Annotated in this window: 12 protein-coding genes; 4 read left to right on the top strand and 8 right to left on the bottom strand. The window is 66.7% G+C overall.

Going from position 1 to position 15759, the window contains the following annotated elements; genetic code table 11:
- Positions 1–7 precede the first annotated feature (7 nt).
- Together A7X12_RS07830 and A7X12_RS07835 are read left to right on the top strand one after the other, a co-directional pair.
- Complete coding sequence (locus tag A7X12_RS07830; protein WP_064311108.1) at positions 8–1009, top strand: threonine aldolase family protein; 1002 nt, start codon at positions 8–10, stop codon at positions 1007–1009.
- A complete protein-coding gene (locus A7X12_RS07835) occupies positions 1006–1923 on the top strand; it encodes a DMT family transporter (protein ID WP_064311109.1) in 918 nt (305 codons plus the stop codon). Before A7X12_RS07830 ends, A7X12_RS07835 begins: the two co-directional genes overlap by 4 nt.
- On the opposite strand, the gene A7X12_RS25000 is transcribed toward A7X12_RS07835, so the two are convergent.
- From A7X12_RS25000 to A7X12_RS07845, 3 genes are read right to left on the bottom strand one after another with little or no spacing between them, the layout of a single operon-like run.
- On the bottom strand, positions 1833–2660 hold the full coding sequence (locus A7X12_RS25000; RefSeq protein WP_084445206.1) for an NAD(P)-dependent oxidoreductase: 828 nt from the start codon (positions 2658–2660) through the stop codon (positions 1833–1835). The genes A7X12_RS07835 and A7X12_RS25000 overlap by 91 nt on opposite strands.
- On the bottom strand, positions 2657–4264 hold the full coding sequence (locus A7X12_RS07840) for a M28 family peptidase (RefSeq protein ID WP_064311110.1): 1608 nt from the start codon (positions 4262–4264) through the stop codon (positions 2657–2659). Before A7X12_RS07840 ends, A7X12_RS25000 begins: the two co-directional genes overlap by 4 nt.
- A 6-nt stretch (positions 4265–4270) precedes the next feature.
- The gene (locus A7X12_RS07845) at positions 4271–5923 is read right to left on the bottom strand and encodes a M28 family metallopeptidase (protein ID WP_064311111.1); all 1653 of its coding nucleotides are present in this window, start codon (positions 5921–5923) and stop codon (positions 4271–4273) included.
- Between the two features lie 192 nt (positions 5924–6115).
- Between A7X12_RS07845 and pepN the strand changes: the two genes are divergently transcribed.
- Positions 6116–8704: an aminopeptidase N gene (gene pepN, locus A7X12_RS07850; protein ID WP_064311144.1), complete on the top strand. Its 2589-nt coding sequence runs from the start codon at positions 6116–6118 to the stop codon at positions 8702–8704.
- Positions 8704–10212, top strand: coding sequence for an ABC1 kinase family protein (locus A7X12_RS07855; protein ID WP_064311112.1), 1509 nt, complete (start codon positions 8704–8706; stop codon positions 10210–10212). Before pepN ends, A7X12_RS07855 begins: the two co-directional genes overlap by 1 nt.
- Positions 10213–10248: 36 nt before the next feature.
- Here A7X12_RS07855 and A7X12_RS07860 read toward each other — a convergent pair whose 3' ends face one another.
- From A7X12_RS07860 to A7X12_RS07880, 5 genes are all read right to left on the bottom strand, one after another.
- Positions 10249–11394, bottom strand: a complete 1146-nt coding sequence (locus A7X12_RS07860) for a CehA/McbA family metallohydrolase (protein WP_064311113.1) — start codon at positions 11392–11394, stop codon at positions 10249–10251.
- Positions 11395–11435: 41 nt separating this feature from the next.
- Positions 11436–11960: a DUF1345 domain-containing protein gene (locus tag A7X12_RS07865; protein WP_064311145.1), complete on the bottom strand. Its 525-nt coding sequence runs from the start codon at positions 11958–11960 to the stop codon at positions 11436–11438.
- Positions 11961–12100: 140 nt separating this feature from the next.
- Positions 12101–12640 (bottom strand): inorganic diphosphatase, encoded by a 540-nt coding sequence (ppa, locus tag A7X12_RS07870; protein ID WP_064311114.1) that lies wholly within the window; start codon positions 12638–12640, stop codon positions 12101–12103.
- A gap of 35 nt (positions 12641–12675) precedes the next feature.
- A complete protein-coding gene (locus A7X12_RS07875) occupies positions 12676–14565 on the bottom strand; it encodes a M61 family metallopeptidase (RefSeq protein WP_064311115.1) in 1890 nt (629 codons plus the stop codon).
- A 94-nt stretch (positions 14566–14659) separates the two neighbouring features.
- Positions 14660–15607, bottom strand: a complete 948-nt coding sequence (locus A7X12_RS07880; RefSeq protein ID WP_064311116.1) for an isoaspartyl peptidase/L-asparaginase family protein — start codon at positions 15605–15607, stop codon at positions 14660–14662.
- Positions 15608–15759: the final 152 nt, after the last annotated feature.

Below are 15759 nucleotides of genomic sequence, written 5' to 3' on the forward strand. Positions count from 1 at the left end.
TCTGGCCATGCGCTTCTTTTCGGACAATGCCGCCGCCGTCTGCTCGCCCGTGCTCCAAGCGCTGGTCGAGGCCAACACGCTCGACACCGCCTATGACGGCGACGCCTGGTCGAAGCAGCTTGACGGCGCCTTTTCCGACCTGTTCGGCACCCGGGCTCGCGCGCTGTGGGTGCCGACCGGCACCGCCGCGAACTGCCTTGCGCTGACTGCGCTCTGTCCGCCGCATGGCGGCATCATCTGCCACCGCGACGCGCACATCAATTGCGACGAGGGCGGCGCGCCCGAATTCTACACGCACGGCGCCAAGCTGCTCACTGCCGCCGGGCCCGGCGCCAAGCTGACGCCCGAAGCGATCCATGCCGTGATCGACCCGATCCGCAACGACGTGCACCAGGTGCAGCCGCACGCGATCTCGATCACCAACGCCACCGAATATGGCTTGGTCTATACGCCGGACGAGGTGGCGGCGATCGGCGAGTCCGCCAAGGCCCGCAGGCTGGGCCTGCACATGGATGGGGCCCGCTTCGCGAACGCCGTCGCGCACCTTGGCTGCCATCCGGGCGAGGTGACCTGGCGTGCCGGTGTCGACGCGCTGAGTTTCGGCTTCGTCAAGAACGGGGGCATGAGCGCCGAGGCGCTGATTTTCTTCCGGCCCGAACTGGCCGACGTGACGCTCTATCGCCGCAAGCGCGCCGGGCTGCTCTTCTCCAAGGGCCGCTATCTCGCCGCGCAGCTGCTGGCGATGCTCAAGGACGGGGTCTGGCTCGCCAATGCCCGCGCGGCCAATGCCGGCGCGCGGCTGCTCGCAGAGGCAGCGGGCGACCGGCTGGTGCACCCGGTACAGGCTAATGAAGTGTTTCTGAAAGCGAGTCCGGCGGAGGCCAATGCCTTGCGCGCGCTCGGCTTCGACTTCTATGACTGGGCCGAAGGCGAAGTGCGCCTCGTCACCAGCTGGGACCAGACGGAGGACGCGATCCGCCCGCTCGCCGAGGCGATCGCCGCGCTGTGATCGGCGCGCAACCCCCTCGTTCCTCCCGGCTGACGGTTCTGATTCCGTTTCTGCTGGTAACGCTGATCTGGGGCTCCACCTGGCTCGTCATCAAGGACCAGCTGGCAGTGGTGCCGCCGAGCTGGTCGGTGAGCTATCGCTTTCTCGTCGCCGGGGTGACGACGTTGCTCTGGGCGGCGGCACGGCGCGATCGGCTGTGGCTCGACGCGCGCGGGCTGGCGTTTGCGGCGTGCCTCGGGCTCGCCCAGTTCGTGCTCAATTTCAACTTCGTCTATCGGGCAGAATCGCACGTCACCTCTGGTGTGGTCGCAGTGGTCTATGCGCTGCTGCTGGTTCCCAACGCGATCCTCGCGCGCCTCTTCCTCGGCCAGAAGATGGGACGACAGCTGCTGATCGGATCGGTCGTGGCAATGGCGGGCGTGGCGTTGCTCTTCCTCCACGAGGCTCGGCTGAACCCCGTCGGCCCGCATGAGGCGCTGATCGGCATCGGCATCGCGCTGTTGGGCGTGCTGTCCGCCTCGGTCGCGAACGTGATGCAGGCGACCGGCACCGCCAAGGCCTATCCGATGGCGACCACGCTCGGCTGGGCGATGCTGATCGGATCGGCACTCGACGCGGGCTTCGCCCTCGTAACGGTCGGCCCGCCCGTGATCGAGACGCGGCCCGCCTATCTGCTCGGGATTCTCTATCTCGGCGTGATCGGCTCCTCGATCACCTTCACCATCTACTTCCAGCTGATCCGTACCATCGGCCCCGCCAAGGCCGCCTATACCAGCGTGCTGATCCCCGTGATCGCAATGCTGCTCTCGACGTTGTTCGAAGGCTATCGTTGGTCGCTGCTGGCGGTGGCCGGCGGCGTACTGGTGCTTGTCGGGCTGGTGCTTGCCTTGAGGGCGCGAAGGCCCAACCGGTAATCGGCGTAGCGCGGCCGCCAGCCCAGCAGCCGCTTCGCCTTGCCGTTCGCGACACGGCGATTTTCTGCATAGAAGGCGCGCGAGGCGGGGCTAAGGTCCACCGCGTCCGGCGAAACCGCCGGACCGGCGTCGATCCCCAGCAGTTCGGCTGCATAGGCGAGCACCTCCGCCTGGGGGGCGGGCAGGTCATCGGACAGGTTGTAGGCCCCCGGCGGCCCCTCGAACGCAGCGATCACGCCGGCGATGAGATCATCCACATGCACGCGACTGAACACTTGTCCGGGGAAAAACACGCGCGTTGCACCGGCCGCCATGCGCTCCAGCGCCGAGCGCTCCGGGCCATAGATCCCGGGCAGGCGGAAGACATGCGCGTTGGGCAGAAGACCCCAGGCGCGATCGGCATCGAGACGGCCGCCGCGCCGGCCCCGCAATGGCGCGCTCTCGTCGACCCATCCGCCGCCGGTGTCCCCATAGACGCCGGTGGACGAAAGATAGCCGAGCCATTTCCCGCCCGCCGCCAGATCCGCACCATAAGCCACCAGCACCGGATCGGCTTCGCCCGGTGGAATGCTGGAAAGGATATGGGTGGCGCGGGCTATTTCGGAGCGTGTTCGAGCCGCATCGCCGAAGGTGGCGCGGGTCACCGTCGCGGTCGATCCTCCAGCCGCCTCCACCGCTGCCATCAGTCGCGCGGCGGTATAGCCGGGGCCGAAGACCAGCAGGCGCACGGTGCTCATCGCGCGCCGGTGCCGCTGAACAGAATGCCGAAGAAATCGCCCTTGTTCCAGCTGGGCTGCGCATCGCCATTGGCGAGCGCCTGCACAGTGGCGAGTCCGACATGCTTGTACTTCACCGCCGAATTCCAGTCGAACGGGAGGTCGATCTGGTCGGAGGGCTTGTGGTAATTCTCGTCGAGGAACTTGCGCGCGACCGCCGCGCCCGTGCCGCCGGGGCCGGTGTCGATCGATACCGACGGAATGCCGGCCTGGACGAAGCTGTAATGATCCGATCGGACGAAGAACATTTCCTCGGGTGCGGGATCGGGCACCACGCCCAGCCCCTCCGCTCTGGCCGCCGCCGTCACCACGGTGCCGATGCTCGATCGCTCGCCGCCCAGCACTACCAGATCGACCAGCGGGTAGGTGAGGATCGGCATGTCGAAATTGACGTCGGCGACAATCGTGCCCTTGGGTACGGTCGGGAAATGGGCGAAATAGTCGGACCCGATCAGGCCCTTTTCCTCGGCGGTCAGCGCGACGAACAGCAGCGTGCGGCGTGGGCGCTTGCCTTGCTCGATCGCCTTGGCGATTTCGAGCAGCATCGACACGCCGATCGCATTGTCCATCGCGCCGTTATAGATCGTGTCGCCCTTCACGGGCTCGCCGACACCGACATGGTCGAGATGCGCGGAAAGCACGACCGCCTGGCTCTTCAGCGCCGGATCGCTCCCTTCGATCATCCCTACCACGTTGCGGCTCTCGCGCGTAGAAAGGCGGGTCTTGGTGGCCACGCCGAGTGTGCCAACAAGCGGACCGGTCGGGATGCGGCGGCCGCGCGTTTCGGCGGCGAGCACATCGGCCCAGCGGATCCGGGCGCCTTCGAACAGCTTGGCGGCCCCGGCCTGACTGACCTGGCCGACCATCGGCGCATCGGGCGAAACGTCGTTGGCAACGCCGTCCGGGCCTGCCCAACCGGTGCGCGGATAGGCGAAATAGGGCGCAAAGCCCTCGACCGTCATCTCGCGGCGACGCGCCATCGTCTCGATCACCAGCACGGCCTTTGCGCCACGCGCTGCCGCCAGCCGGGCCTTCTGCCCGTCATCACCGAAATGGGCGGTGACGTCGCTGGGCAGACCCTTGGGTGCGCCGGCGAGGATCGCGACGATCTTACCCCGCACGTCCAGGCCCTTGTAATCGTCGCGCTGGCCATCCGGATACACGATGCCATAGCCGGCGAACACGACCTCGCCCTCCGCCCTGAAGTCGGGGCGCGAGGCGACGGGCTCGTTGACGAAGTCCTTGCCGAAGGCCAACGCCACGCTCTTGCCGCCCCGCATGAGCGTCCATGCTGCCTTTTCCGCCGGACGATAGGTGACGAGCTTCACCTGCTGGAACCATCCGCCGTTCGCGCCGGGCTTGAGGCCCATCGCCAGCATCCGGGCGGCGACATATTCGGCGGCGACGTCGAAGTCGCGCGTCCCTGCCTCGCGCCCGCGCAGTGCATCGGAGGCGAGGAACTGGACATGCGCCTTCAGCGCCGCCTGCTCCGGGGTGAGCGGCGCCTGCTGCGCCAGCACCGGGCTGGCCAGCAGGAACAGCGCGAGCAGCGGCCGAAGCGTCATCCGCGCTTACTTCGCCCCCGGGCCGTCATAGGTCAGGCCGAAAAAGTCACCCTTGTTCCACACCGGCTTCTCGTCACCATTCGCAATCGCGCTGGCGATGCGGAAGTTCACGTCGACGAAGCGCACGCCCGACTGCCAGTTGATCGCCGGCTGCTGATCGATCTGGTCGGATGGCTGGTGATAGTGGTTCTTCATGAAATGATCGATCGCCGCGCGACCCGGTCCGCCGGCACCCGGCCACAGGAAGACGGAGGGCACACCCTTGCGCACGAAATTATAATGGTCGCTGCGAACGAAGATGTTCTCGCCCGGCAGCGGATCGTCTGACATCTTCACACCGATCTCCGCCGCTGCCTTGGCGACGATCGGCCCTAGCGTCGAGTGGTTGGCGCCGTAGACCACGATATCCTCAAACGGATAGGTGATGATCGGCATGTCGAGGTTCACGTCCGCGACGATCCGGTTCTTGATCGTCGGGTTGTTGGCGAAATAATCGGAGCCGACCAGGCCCTTCTCCTCCGCCGTGACCGCCAGGAACAGGATGGAGCGGCGCGGCTTGGTGCCCGCGGCCTTGAAGCGCTTGGCCTCCTCGATCAGCGAGGCCGTGCCGATCGCGTCGTCCAGCGCGCCGTTGTTGATCGTGTCGCCCTTCGCATCGGGGCGCCCCACGCCGATATGGTCGAGGTGCGCGGAGAGCACGACGACCTCGCCGGCCAGCTTGGGATCGCTGCCTTCGATCAGGCCGGCGACATTGAAGCTCGGCATCGGCGTCAGCGTGGTCTTCGCCGCGACGGTCAGCGTGCTCGGCAGCTGGAACGCCTTGAAGGTCGCGCCGTCCACGGCCGCCGCCTTGGCGATCGCTGCCCAGGGGGTCTTGCTGCCGGCGAACAGCTTCTCCGCGCCGGCGAGGCTCAGCATGCCCAGGCCGGGCGTGCCGGGGGCCGCGATATGACCGGTGCCGTCGGCATTGCCCCACGTCACGCGCGCGCGGTTCGCATAGGCCGCGTACATCGAGAAAGGCCGGCTCTTGGCGGTGAGCGGCGATTCCAGCGTGATATAGCCGATCGCCCCATGTTTCCTGGCGATCTCGGCCTTGGCGGCGGGGTTCTGGAAGTGTGCGCCTTCCTCGCTCGGGAAACGCGAGGGGGCGCCACCGAAGAAGGCGACGATCTTCCCCTTGGTATCGACGCCCTTATAGTCGTCGCGCCCCAGGCCGACGATGCCGTATCCGACGAACACTACCGGTGCCGTAACGCTGAATTCTGGCTTTTCCGGGTTGGCGCCGACGATGAAGTCCTTGCCTGCCTCCAGCGCGACTGTCGCTGCCTTTGCGCGGCCGATCGACATCGCGCCGGCGCCGTCCAGCTTGTAGCTGATCAGCGGCACCTTCTGCAGATAGCCGCCGTCATCCCCCGCCGGCTTCAGTCCGGCAGCATAGAATTGCGATGCGACGTAATTGGCCGCGATTTCGAATTCAGGGCTGCCCGCATCCCGGCCCTTCAGCGCGTCCGAAGCGAGGAACATCACATGGCTCTTCAGCGCCGCCTGGTCGGCGGGCAGGGGGGCATTGATGACGGCGTTCCGCTCGGCGGCGGTCTGGGCGAGGGCGGGCGACGCCGCGGCAAGGAGAAGGGCAAGCGGCGCAGTCGATCGGAACATCGGGTTTCCCTGGTAGTCGCAACAATATTTCAAGCCTAGCAGCGCTGGTTTGATGGTCAATTCCTCCCGATGCGCGGGCGGACAACATTTCCGGCGGCGAACAGAGGCCCCAAGCATCGATCGAATTTCCCGCAAAGCTGATCGAGAGAATAGAGTAGCAGCCGCCCCCGCATGTCCTATATCGAAGCCTGTATGAGTGACGCCCGTATCGCCGCCGCAGTTCCCCAGGCCATTCGCCGCGAGGACTATCGTCCACCCGATTGGCTGGTGCCGGAGATCGCGCTCGACTTCGACCTCGATCCGGCGGTGACCCGCGTACGCACGACGCTGCATGTCGCGCGCAACGGCGCCCATGATCGTCCGCTGGTGCTGAACGGGGATGGGCTGGAAGCCGCTTCGGTCAAGGTCGACGGCGCGGCGGCGCAGAACTGGCGGATGGACGGGCAGGATCTGGTGATCCCGCTGACCGGCGACAGCCACATGGTTGAGACCGAGGTGGTGATCGCGCCGGAGCGCAACACCCAGCTCCAGGGCCTTTACGCCTCGTCAGGCATGCTGTGCACCCAGTGCGAGGCGGAGGGCTTCCGCCGCATCACCTTCTTCCCCGATCGGCCGGACGTGCTCTCCAAGTACAAGGTGCGTCTGGAGGCGGACAAGGCGCGCTTCCCGGTGCTGCTCGCCAATGGCGATCCGATCGCGCAGGGCGATGCCGAGGGCGGCCGCCACTGGGCGGAGTGGCATGATCCGTTCCTGAAGCCGAGTTATCTGTTCGCGCTGGTCGCGGGCGACCTCGTCGCCAACACCGGCACCTTCACGACCATGTCGGGCCGCGAGGTGCAGCTGGGCATCTATGTCCGTGCGCCGGACCTGGCCAAGACCGACCATGCCCTGCACGCGCTGAAGCTCAGCATGCAGTGGGACGAGGAGGTCTATGGTCGCGAATATGATCTCGACGTGTTCAACATCGTCGCGGTCGACGACTTCAATTTCGGCGCGATGGAAAACAAGGGGCTGAACGTTTTCAACAGCCGCTACATCCTCGCCGACCCCGACACTGCCACCGACTGGGACTATGATGCGATCGCCGCAGTGGTCGCGCACGAATATTTCCATAACTGGTCGGGTAATCGCGTTACCTGCCGCGACTGGTTCCAGCTGAGCCTGAAGGAAGGCTTCACCGTTTTCCGCGACCAGAGCTTCTCGGCCGACCAGGGCTCGGCGGCGGTCAAGCGGATCGAGGATGTGCGCAGCCTGCGCGCCAGCCAGTTTCCCGAGGATGCCGGCCCGCTCGCCCACCCGGTGCGCCCGGACGAATATATCGAGATCTCCAACTTCTACACGGCGACCATCTACAACAAGGGCGCCGAGCTGATTCGGATGATGGCCACCATCCTCGGCCCACAGAAGTTCCGCGCCGCGACCGACCTCTATTTCGATCGCTTCGACGGTACCGCTGCCACCTGCGAGGATTTCGTGGCGAGCATGGAGGAGGCCGGGGGCGTCGATCTCGGTCAGTTCCGCCGCTGGTACAGTCAGGCGGGCACCCCGCGCGTTTCGGCCAATCTGGTGCAGGACGGGGCGATCACCCGGCTCGCCCTCGCCCAGACCGTGCCGCCGACGCCCGGCCAGCCGGTCAAGGAGCCGATGGTCCTGCCGCTCAAGGTCCGCCTGTTCGGGGAAAAGAGCGGCGCCCCGCTGATCGACGAACAGTTGGTGCTGCTCGACAAGCCCGAGCAGGAGCTTCGCTTCGAGAATCTGCCCGAGCGCGCGGTGTTGTCGATCAATCGCGGCTTCTCCGCGCCCGTGATCGTCGACGCCAATCGCAGCGCCGCGGACCTCGCCTTCCTCTCGGCGCATGACGACGATCCCTTTGCCCGCTACGAGGCGATGCAGCAGTTGATGCTCGACACGCTGGTCGCTGCGGTGACCACCGGCCGGGGCGACCATGCCGCGTTGATCGATGCCGTCCGCAACACGCTCACAGATCCCGCGCTCGATCGGGCATTCATCGCCGAGGCGGTGCTGCTTCCCTCGGACAGCTTCATCGGCGACCAGATGGCGATCGTCGATCCCGAGGCGATCTTCCATGCGCGGGAATCGCTGCGGGCCGATCTCGGCAAGGCGCTCGAGGCCGAATGGCGGGCGGCGTATGAAGGCGCCCGTGCCAATCGCTTCGAATATTCGCCGGCTGCCAAGGGTGCGCGCCGCCTGAAGAACGTGGCGCTGGGCTATATCGCAGCCAGTGGTGCCGCTGATGCGGCGGCGCTGGCCTACGCCCAGTTCGACGCGGCCGACAACATGACCGATCGCCAAGGCGGCCTCGCCACCCTGGTCAACGGCACGTCGACGTTGCGGGAGAAGGCGTTGGAGGCATTCTACCAGCGCTATGCCGGCAACGCGCTGGTGCTGGACAAGTGGTTTCAGACCCAGGCGCTCTCCTCGCGCGACGATGCCCTCGCCGCCGTGGAGAAGCTGGCCACGCATCCGGACTTCACCCTCGCCAACCCCAATCGGGCGCGGGCGCTGGTCGGTGCGTTCAGCATCAACCAACGGGCCTTCCATGATCCTTCGGGCCGCGGCTATCGGTTCGTGGCCGACCAGCTGATCGCGCTCGACAAGCTCAACCCGCAGACCGCCGCCAAGCTGGTGCCGCCGCTCGGCCGGTGGAAACGTTTCGACGCCGATCGCGCGGCATTGATGCGCGGCGAGCTCGAGCGGATCGTCGCCAGCCCCGGCCTCAGCAAGGACATGTTCGAGCAGGCTACCAAGTCGCTCGACTGATGCTTCGGCTGCTCACCGCCACGGTTCGTGACTCCGCGCGCGTGCGGACCGTCGCGGCCGTGGCAGCGCGCTTCGGGCTGGGCGTGCTGCTGGAGAAGCTCGGCTTTGCGGGCGAGGCGGATGCGGCCGATCCCGAGACCGGCGCCCTGCCGCTGCCCCGCCGCACCCGGCTTGCATTGGAGGCGCTGGGGCCGACCTATGTGAAGATCGGCCAGATTCTCGCCACGCGCGGCGACTTGCTGCCGCCCGAATGGATCGCCGAGCTGGAGCTGCTCCAGAGCGCCGCGCCGACGCTGCCCTTCGAGGCGATCCGCGGCGAGGTGGAAACGGCGCTCGGTATGCCGCCGGAAGACGCATTCGCCTGGTTCGATCCTCAGCCGCTGGCCGCCGCCTCGATGGCGCAGGTGCATCGTGCGCGGCTGGCGGACGGCCGCGAGGTGGTGCTGAAGGTGCGCCGCCCCGGGATCCGCGCGGCGATGGAGGCGGACCTGCGGCTGATCGGCGAGCTGGCCACACTGGTCGCAAAGAGCAGCGCCGAGGCGCGCCGGTTCGAGCCGGTGGCGCTCGCCCGCCAGCTTCGCCAGGCGCTGCTGGAGGAACTCGATTTCACCAACGAGGGGTGCAACGCCGATCGGCTCCGCGCCGACATGGCGGACACCCCGCGCGTCGTGGTGCCCGAGATCCATTGGCAATGGACCTCGGAGACGCTGCTGGTGATGGATTTCATCGAGGGCGTGAAGCCGGCTTCGGGTGAGGCCCTGCGTGCCGCAGGAATCGATCCCGAAGCAATCGCCGAACTGGGGGCCGATACCGTGATCGCGATGGTGCTGGTCAACGGTCGTTTTCATGCCGATCCGCATCCCGGCAATCTGCTGTGCCTGCCCGGCGATCGGCTGGCGCTGCTCGATCTTGGCTCGATCGGTCATGTCGGGCCCAAGCGCCGCGACGAGTTCGTCGCTTTTGTGCTGGCGCTGACTGGCGGCAATGCCCGCGCGCTCGCCGACACACTGGCGCTGTGGGGCGACGGATATGACGTGCCCCGACGGACGATCGACCGCGCGGCCGAGGCGATCATCCAGCGCCATGGCGGCGGCAAGCTGGTCCTGTCGGCGATGATGCCCGATTTCCTGCGACTGCTGCGCGAGGAAGGGCTGGTGCTGCCGCCCGACCTGCTGCTGGTGTTCAAGGCGATGGTGACGATGGACGGCGTGCTCGACCGCATCGCGCCGGGCTTCGACCTGTCGGGCGCGATCCGGCGCGCGCAGGTTGCGCTGGTGGCCAATCGGTTCGGGCCCGCGCGGATGGCCGCGAGCTCGGCGGCGCTGGCGCTTGCGCTCGCGGAATTGGGCGAGGACGCACCGCGCCTGCTGCGCGCGGCCGCTGCCCGGCTGGAGGCCCCGCCGGCGGACAATCGCACGGCCGATGCTATGGTGCGGGCCGGTCGCTGGATCGCATCGGCGCTTCTGGCCGGCACCGCGTTGATCGCCGCGGCGCTCTGGCTGGGCTAAACTGCCGTCCGCTCCCGCTGTGGCGGGAGGTAGGGATCAGAATGCCGGATCGAAGTTGAAGAAGATCGGGTTGGAAATCGCGACCATCGGTCCGGCCACCGTGGTGAAATTGTCCACGCCGGGGTATGGGGTCTGCGGGCCTTCCACCTCGACGCGATAAGAGCTGCGGCCCTTCGTATCCGGCGCATCGGTGAAGCCGGTGCTGCCGTCCGCGCCGATGTCGAGCGTCGCGAAGACATCGCCATTCTTCACCACGCGGACGTGATACGTGCCCTCTTCGCGTTTGCCCGCCAGCCGAACGGTGAAGCGCACCGGCCCCGCTGGCGCCTTGGCACTGTCGCCCATCAGCATGTCCGCCTTGCCGTCGCCGTCTACATCGGCGGTCAGCTCGACTCGGGGGGCGTAGGGGTTGGCGCTGATCGAAGCGCGGCCGCGTCCGATCGCGGCGATCACCGCTTCGCGGGTGCGGGCAGGGGCGAAAACCCAGGTAGTGGGTGTGCCGACATTGTTGGCGGTCGCCTCCAGCGCCTGGGGCGCGGTCCCGCCGGCTACTGTGCCGTGATGCGAGTCGCTGCCCCCTCGCGCCGCGATCTTGCGACCCGAACTCAGCATGTCGTCCCATACCATCAGGTTGGTCTTGTTCGGCGCCCAACGGACGGTGTTCCAGACCTCGATCGAATCGACGAGGTCGTAGGAATAGCCGAAATGATCCTTGTTGGTGGGGTGGTTGGCCGAAAGGTGGACGCCCAGCCAGTCCTTCACCTTCTGCACCTGAACGTCCCGCGCATCGCGGATGTCGTACAGCTTCTGATGGTCATAGGGCCTGGCCGACAGGATCACCGCATGGCCGCGCACCGTGGTCCATTCGGCGCCGTAGAGCAGCAGCAGCTTGTCCGAGTGGAAGTCGGGGTCGCTCCAGCTGTTGTGCGCGGTGTCGCCGTTCACATGGTTGTCGTGGTCGCTGATCAGCAGGAAGTCGAAGCCCGCCCGCTCTGCATCGGCGATGATCCGCGCCTCGCTGTGGTTGGTCGAGTCCTTGCTGTGGCGGGAATGGACGTGGAGGTCGCCCTTCATCCACGAGCCCTCGTCCAGGCTGGCGACGACGAACTTGTCGTTGGTCTGGGCGGACGCGGCGGCAGGCGCGAGCAGCGCGGCAAGCGCGAGGGCGGCAACACGGAACATGGTTTCTCCGGCAGGCTGACGGCGGGCGGACGCCCGGTCGTTCAACTACCGCCGAGAACGTTGATCGTAAACGCCACCACGCCCAGGTTAAATACGAACGCGGCCAGGCAGTGCAGCGTCACCACCCGGCGCAGCTGCCGCGTGGTGACCGAGACGTCGCTCGTCTGGAAGGTCATGCCGAGGCAGAAGGCGAAGTAGATGAAGTCCCAGTAATTGGGTTCGGGCGTCTTGGGGAATTCCAGCCCGCCCTTGTCGCGTCCGCCCGGTGCCTCGCTGTAGAAGAGGTGGGCATAGTGCAGCGCGTAGACGCCATTGCTGAACGTCCAGCTGAGCGCGAGCGTGCCGATGATCAGGCCGAGTTGCGCGGGCTGCGGGGCCTTGCGCTCCATCAGCTCGCTGGCGATCGCGATCAGGATGATGATGGTGACGGCGCCGGTAATGCCGAGCAGCACCAGCCGGTTCGCATCGTTGTTGCAGGCCGATCGCCGCATCGCATCGGACTGGTGCCGAAGCATCGGAATGCACAGCGCCAAGAACAGCGCCGCGCCGATGTCGAAGGCGAGCATCGCGCCCGCCCGGATGCCGAAATGCGGCACCAGGAACAAGCCTGCCGCGATCGTCGTCGCGGCGAAGGCAAGGAAACGCGGCGGCGCGAGGACATTGCCGACCCCTCGGGGTCGGGCCCCGCGCCGCAGCGATTTCTGGCTCAGGCTGCCTTGGCCTTCTTTGCGGCCTCGATTGCCTCGAGCACGATACGGCGCGCTTCGGCGGCATCGCCCCAATTGCCGATCCGCACCCACTTCTCGGACTCCAGGTCCTTATAGTGGGTGAAGAAATGCTCGATCTGCTGGAGCACGATGGTCGGCAGGTCGGTGCGCTCGCCCACGTCCGCATAATAAGGGAAGGTGCTGTCGACCGGCACGCAGACCAGCTTCTCGTCGCCGCCGGCTTCGTCTTCCAGCTTCAGTACCGCGATCGGGCGCGCACGCACCACGCAGCCCGGCACGAAGGGCGAACGCGCGATGACGAGCGCGTCGAGCGGATCGCCGTCGGGCGACAGCGTGTGCGGCACGAAGCCATAATTCGCCGGATAGCGCATCGGCGTGTGCAGGATGCGATCGACGAACAGCGCGCCGCTCGCCTTGTCGAACTCATACTTCACCGGTTCGCCGCCGACCGGCACTTCGATGATGACGTTCAGGTTGTTCGGCGGATCATCGCCAATGGGAATCAGATCGATGCGCATGTTTCTCTAAACCTTGGTTGGCAGCTTTGCCCGTCTCAGCGGGCTTGCAGCAGCTTGTCTAGGCCAGCCTCTCCTTCAACCGACTTGACCAGATGCGGATAGCGCAGCCCATCATGATAGTCGATGGCAACCTCTCGGTAACTATCGTCCCGTTTTAGGGTCAGGCGAATCGGGGACTTGGTGCCCTTGGCGGCCTTCACCGCCTCGATCAGGGCGTCGGTGGCGTAGGCGCGTCCATTCACCGCGACGATCTCGTCGGCGACGGTGATTCCCGCCCTGAATGCCGGGCCGTCCCACATCACGCCCGCGATCCCCTTCTTGCCGACCGCCAGGCCCAGCGAATAGCTGAGATCGGCAGTGCCCGGGCGGCTGAGCTTGTTCGGCACCTCGGTGTAGACGAGCTTGTAGCCGTTGCGTTCGAAGCCCTTGAGCGGCGCGCGTTCGGAAACGTCGTGCAGGCGCGCGGTGAGCAGCTTGCGCCAGTCATAGGGCTGGATGCCCTCCAGCGTCTTCACCACGTCGTCGAAGGTGTAGGTCACCTCGCCATAATCGCCGTCGCGGCCGCCGAAGAAGACGCGGGCGAAATCGTCGATCGACTTGGCGCCCTTGCTCTGCTCGCGGAGGATCGAATCGACTTCCATCCACACCAGCAGGCCCTCGTTGTAATAGTCTTCGCTGCGCTGCCAGCTGGTCCAGCCCTTGGGCGCGCGGGCGGTGATGATCGGATCGTTGGTGGTGTCGATCATCGGGCGCCATTGGCGACCGGCGCGGTTGTCGAGGCTGGCCATGATGTTGGCATAGCCTTCCAGCGTCTCTTCCTTGGAGACCAGGCCCGAGCGCGCCTGGAACACATAGCCCCAGAACTGGGTCTGGCCCTCGTACACCCACAGCGACTGGTCGCGCATCGGCATGCGGAAGTCGGGTGTCCACAACTCGGCGCCGCGGCGATATTTGCCGTCCCAGCTATGGGTATATTCGTGGGGCAGCAGGTTGCGCGCGCCCGGCTGCTCGGCCCATTTCGTGAAATAGCCGGGCTGCACGCCGTCTTCCGAACTGCGATGATGCTCGAGGCCGATGCCGCCCATCTTGTCGCTGATCGACAGGAGGAAGTGGTAATGGTCGTAGTGCTGGGCGCCGAAGGTCTTCACCGCCTGTTCGACCAGTCGCTTGTGCGCCTCGATCTGCTCGGGCTTGGCCTCCAGCTCGTCGGCGCTGTCCGCCACCACGTCCAGCGTCACGCGCTCGCTGAGCGGGAACTTGCGATAATAGCGGCCCGCGATCACCGGCGAATCCATCAGGATCTCGTAGCTGGTGGTTTCATAGGCATAGGTCGACCCCGTCACCTTGGCGGGGACCGCGCCGGCGGCGGTCCAGCCCTCCGGATACTTCACCGTCGCCTGGATCGGGATACGGCGGGTGAAATAGCCGGCCGGGTAGAGGCTGAGCGAGTTGAACTGCACGCTCATCATCTCGGGCGTCATCACGATGCGGCCTTGGTTGCCGTCGGTCGCCGAGACGAACTGGAACTCGGCCTCGATCGTCTTGGCGCCGGCCGGTACGTCCACATGGAAGGCGAACACGTCGACATTGTCACGCGTCCAGGGGATGCGCTTGCCGTTCGCCTTGATCTGCAGGCCGGCCAGCTTCTCGATCTCGCCGCGCGGGCCGTGCTTGCCCGGCAGCCATTCAGGGAAGAGCAGCGTCAGACGGCCGGCCTTGGCGACGGGAATGGTCTCGCGCACCCGGAAGATGCCGCGCAGCGTATCGGTCGCGTCCACATCGATCTTGAGCGTGCCGGGATAGGCCACGTCGCGCGCCGCCGGAATGGTGTCGACGATCGGCACCGGCTGCGGCATCGAATTCTGCGCGAGCGCAGGCGCGGTGGTGGCCAGCAACAGGCTGGCAAGCGAGAATGCACGAACCATGAAGTGACGGCCCCTTTTGATGGATCTTCGCGAACGCGAAACGGCGCGGATCGGGCAATATTGTTGCTCGCGAATTTCCGAAGGGCAAGCGGGTTCAGTCGCGCCGATCCTCGTAGATCGCCACCAGCTTCTCGCTGCCCGCCGATACCTTGCCGCGATACATGCCGGGCGTGGTGAAGCTCCAGTCAAGCTCACCCGAGGGCGCGACCAGGATCACCCCGCCGACGCCCCCCATCGCCTTCACGTCTGCCATCACGACGTCCGCCGCTTGCTTGGCCGTTTCGCCCTTGAACCGCATCCGCGCGCAGATCTCGTGCGCGACGCCCTCGCGGATGAAGAACTCGCCTGAGCCGGTGGCGGAAACCGCGCAGGCGCGATCATCGGCATAGGTGCCCGCGCCGATCAGCGGCGAATCGCCCACCCGACCCCAGCGCTTGCCGGTGAGCCCACCGGTGGAAGTAGCGGCAGCGACATGGCCCTTGGCATCCATCGCCACCGCGCCGACCGTGCCGTACTTCATGTCGACGTCGAAGCCGCCCCGGGCGGTGTCGCCCTTCATCGCGCCGAGCTGCTGTCGGCGCTCTTCCGTGCCGAACCAGCTATTGTCGACCTGCTCCAGCGCCTGTTCGCGCGCGAACGCGTCCGCCCCCTCGCCCGCGAGCAGGACGTGCCGGCTCTTCTCCATCACCGCACGGGCGAGCGCGACCGGGTGGCGCGTGGTGGTCGATCCCGCCACCGCACCGGCGGCGCGGGTGGTGCCGTCCATGATCGCCGCGTCGAGCGTGTGCCCGCCGTCCCAGGTAAACACCGATCCGCGCCCGGCATTAAAGTGCGGATCGTCCTCCAGCACCTGCACCGCCGCCTGCACCGCGTCGACCGCCGAGCCGCCCGCCGCCAGAACCGCTGCACCCGCATCGAGGGCGGCGTTGAGGCCGGCCTCGGCGCCCGACTCCTGGGCAACCGGCAGCTCGCCGCGTCGCATGCTGCCGGCACCGCCATGGATCATCAGCGTCCAGCGGGGCTTGGGGGTGGCGGTGGACATGGCGACGGGCTCCTGGGGATAGGGTTTGGGCCGTCCCTAGCAGATAGAACAACGGGTCCAAGTCAGGGCCGACTCTTCAAAGCCGTTTCCTCCCCCGCCAGGGGGAGGTGGCAGGCCGAAGGCCTGACGGAGGGGGAGGATGCCAGAACCTC

This window comes from Sphingomonas sp. TDK1, assembly GCF_001650735.1.
Classification (GTDB): Bacteria; Pseudomonadota; Alphaproteobacteria; order Sphingomonadales; family Sphingomonadaceae; genus Sphingomonas.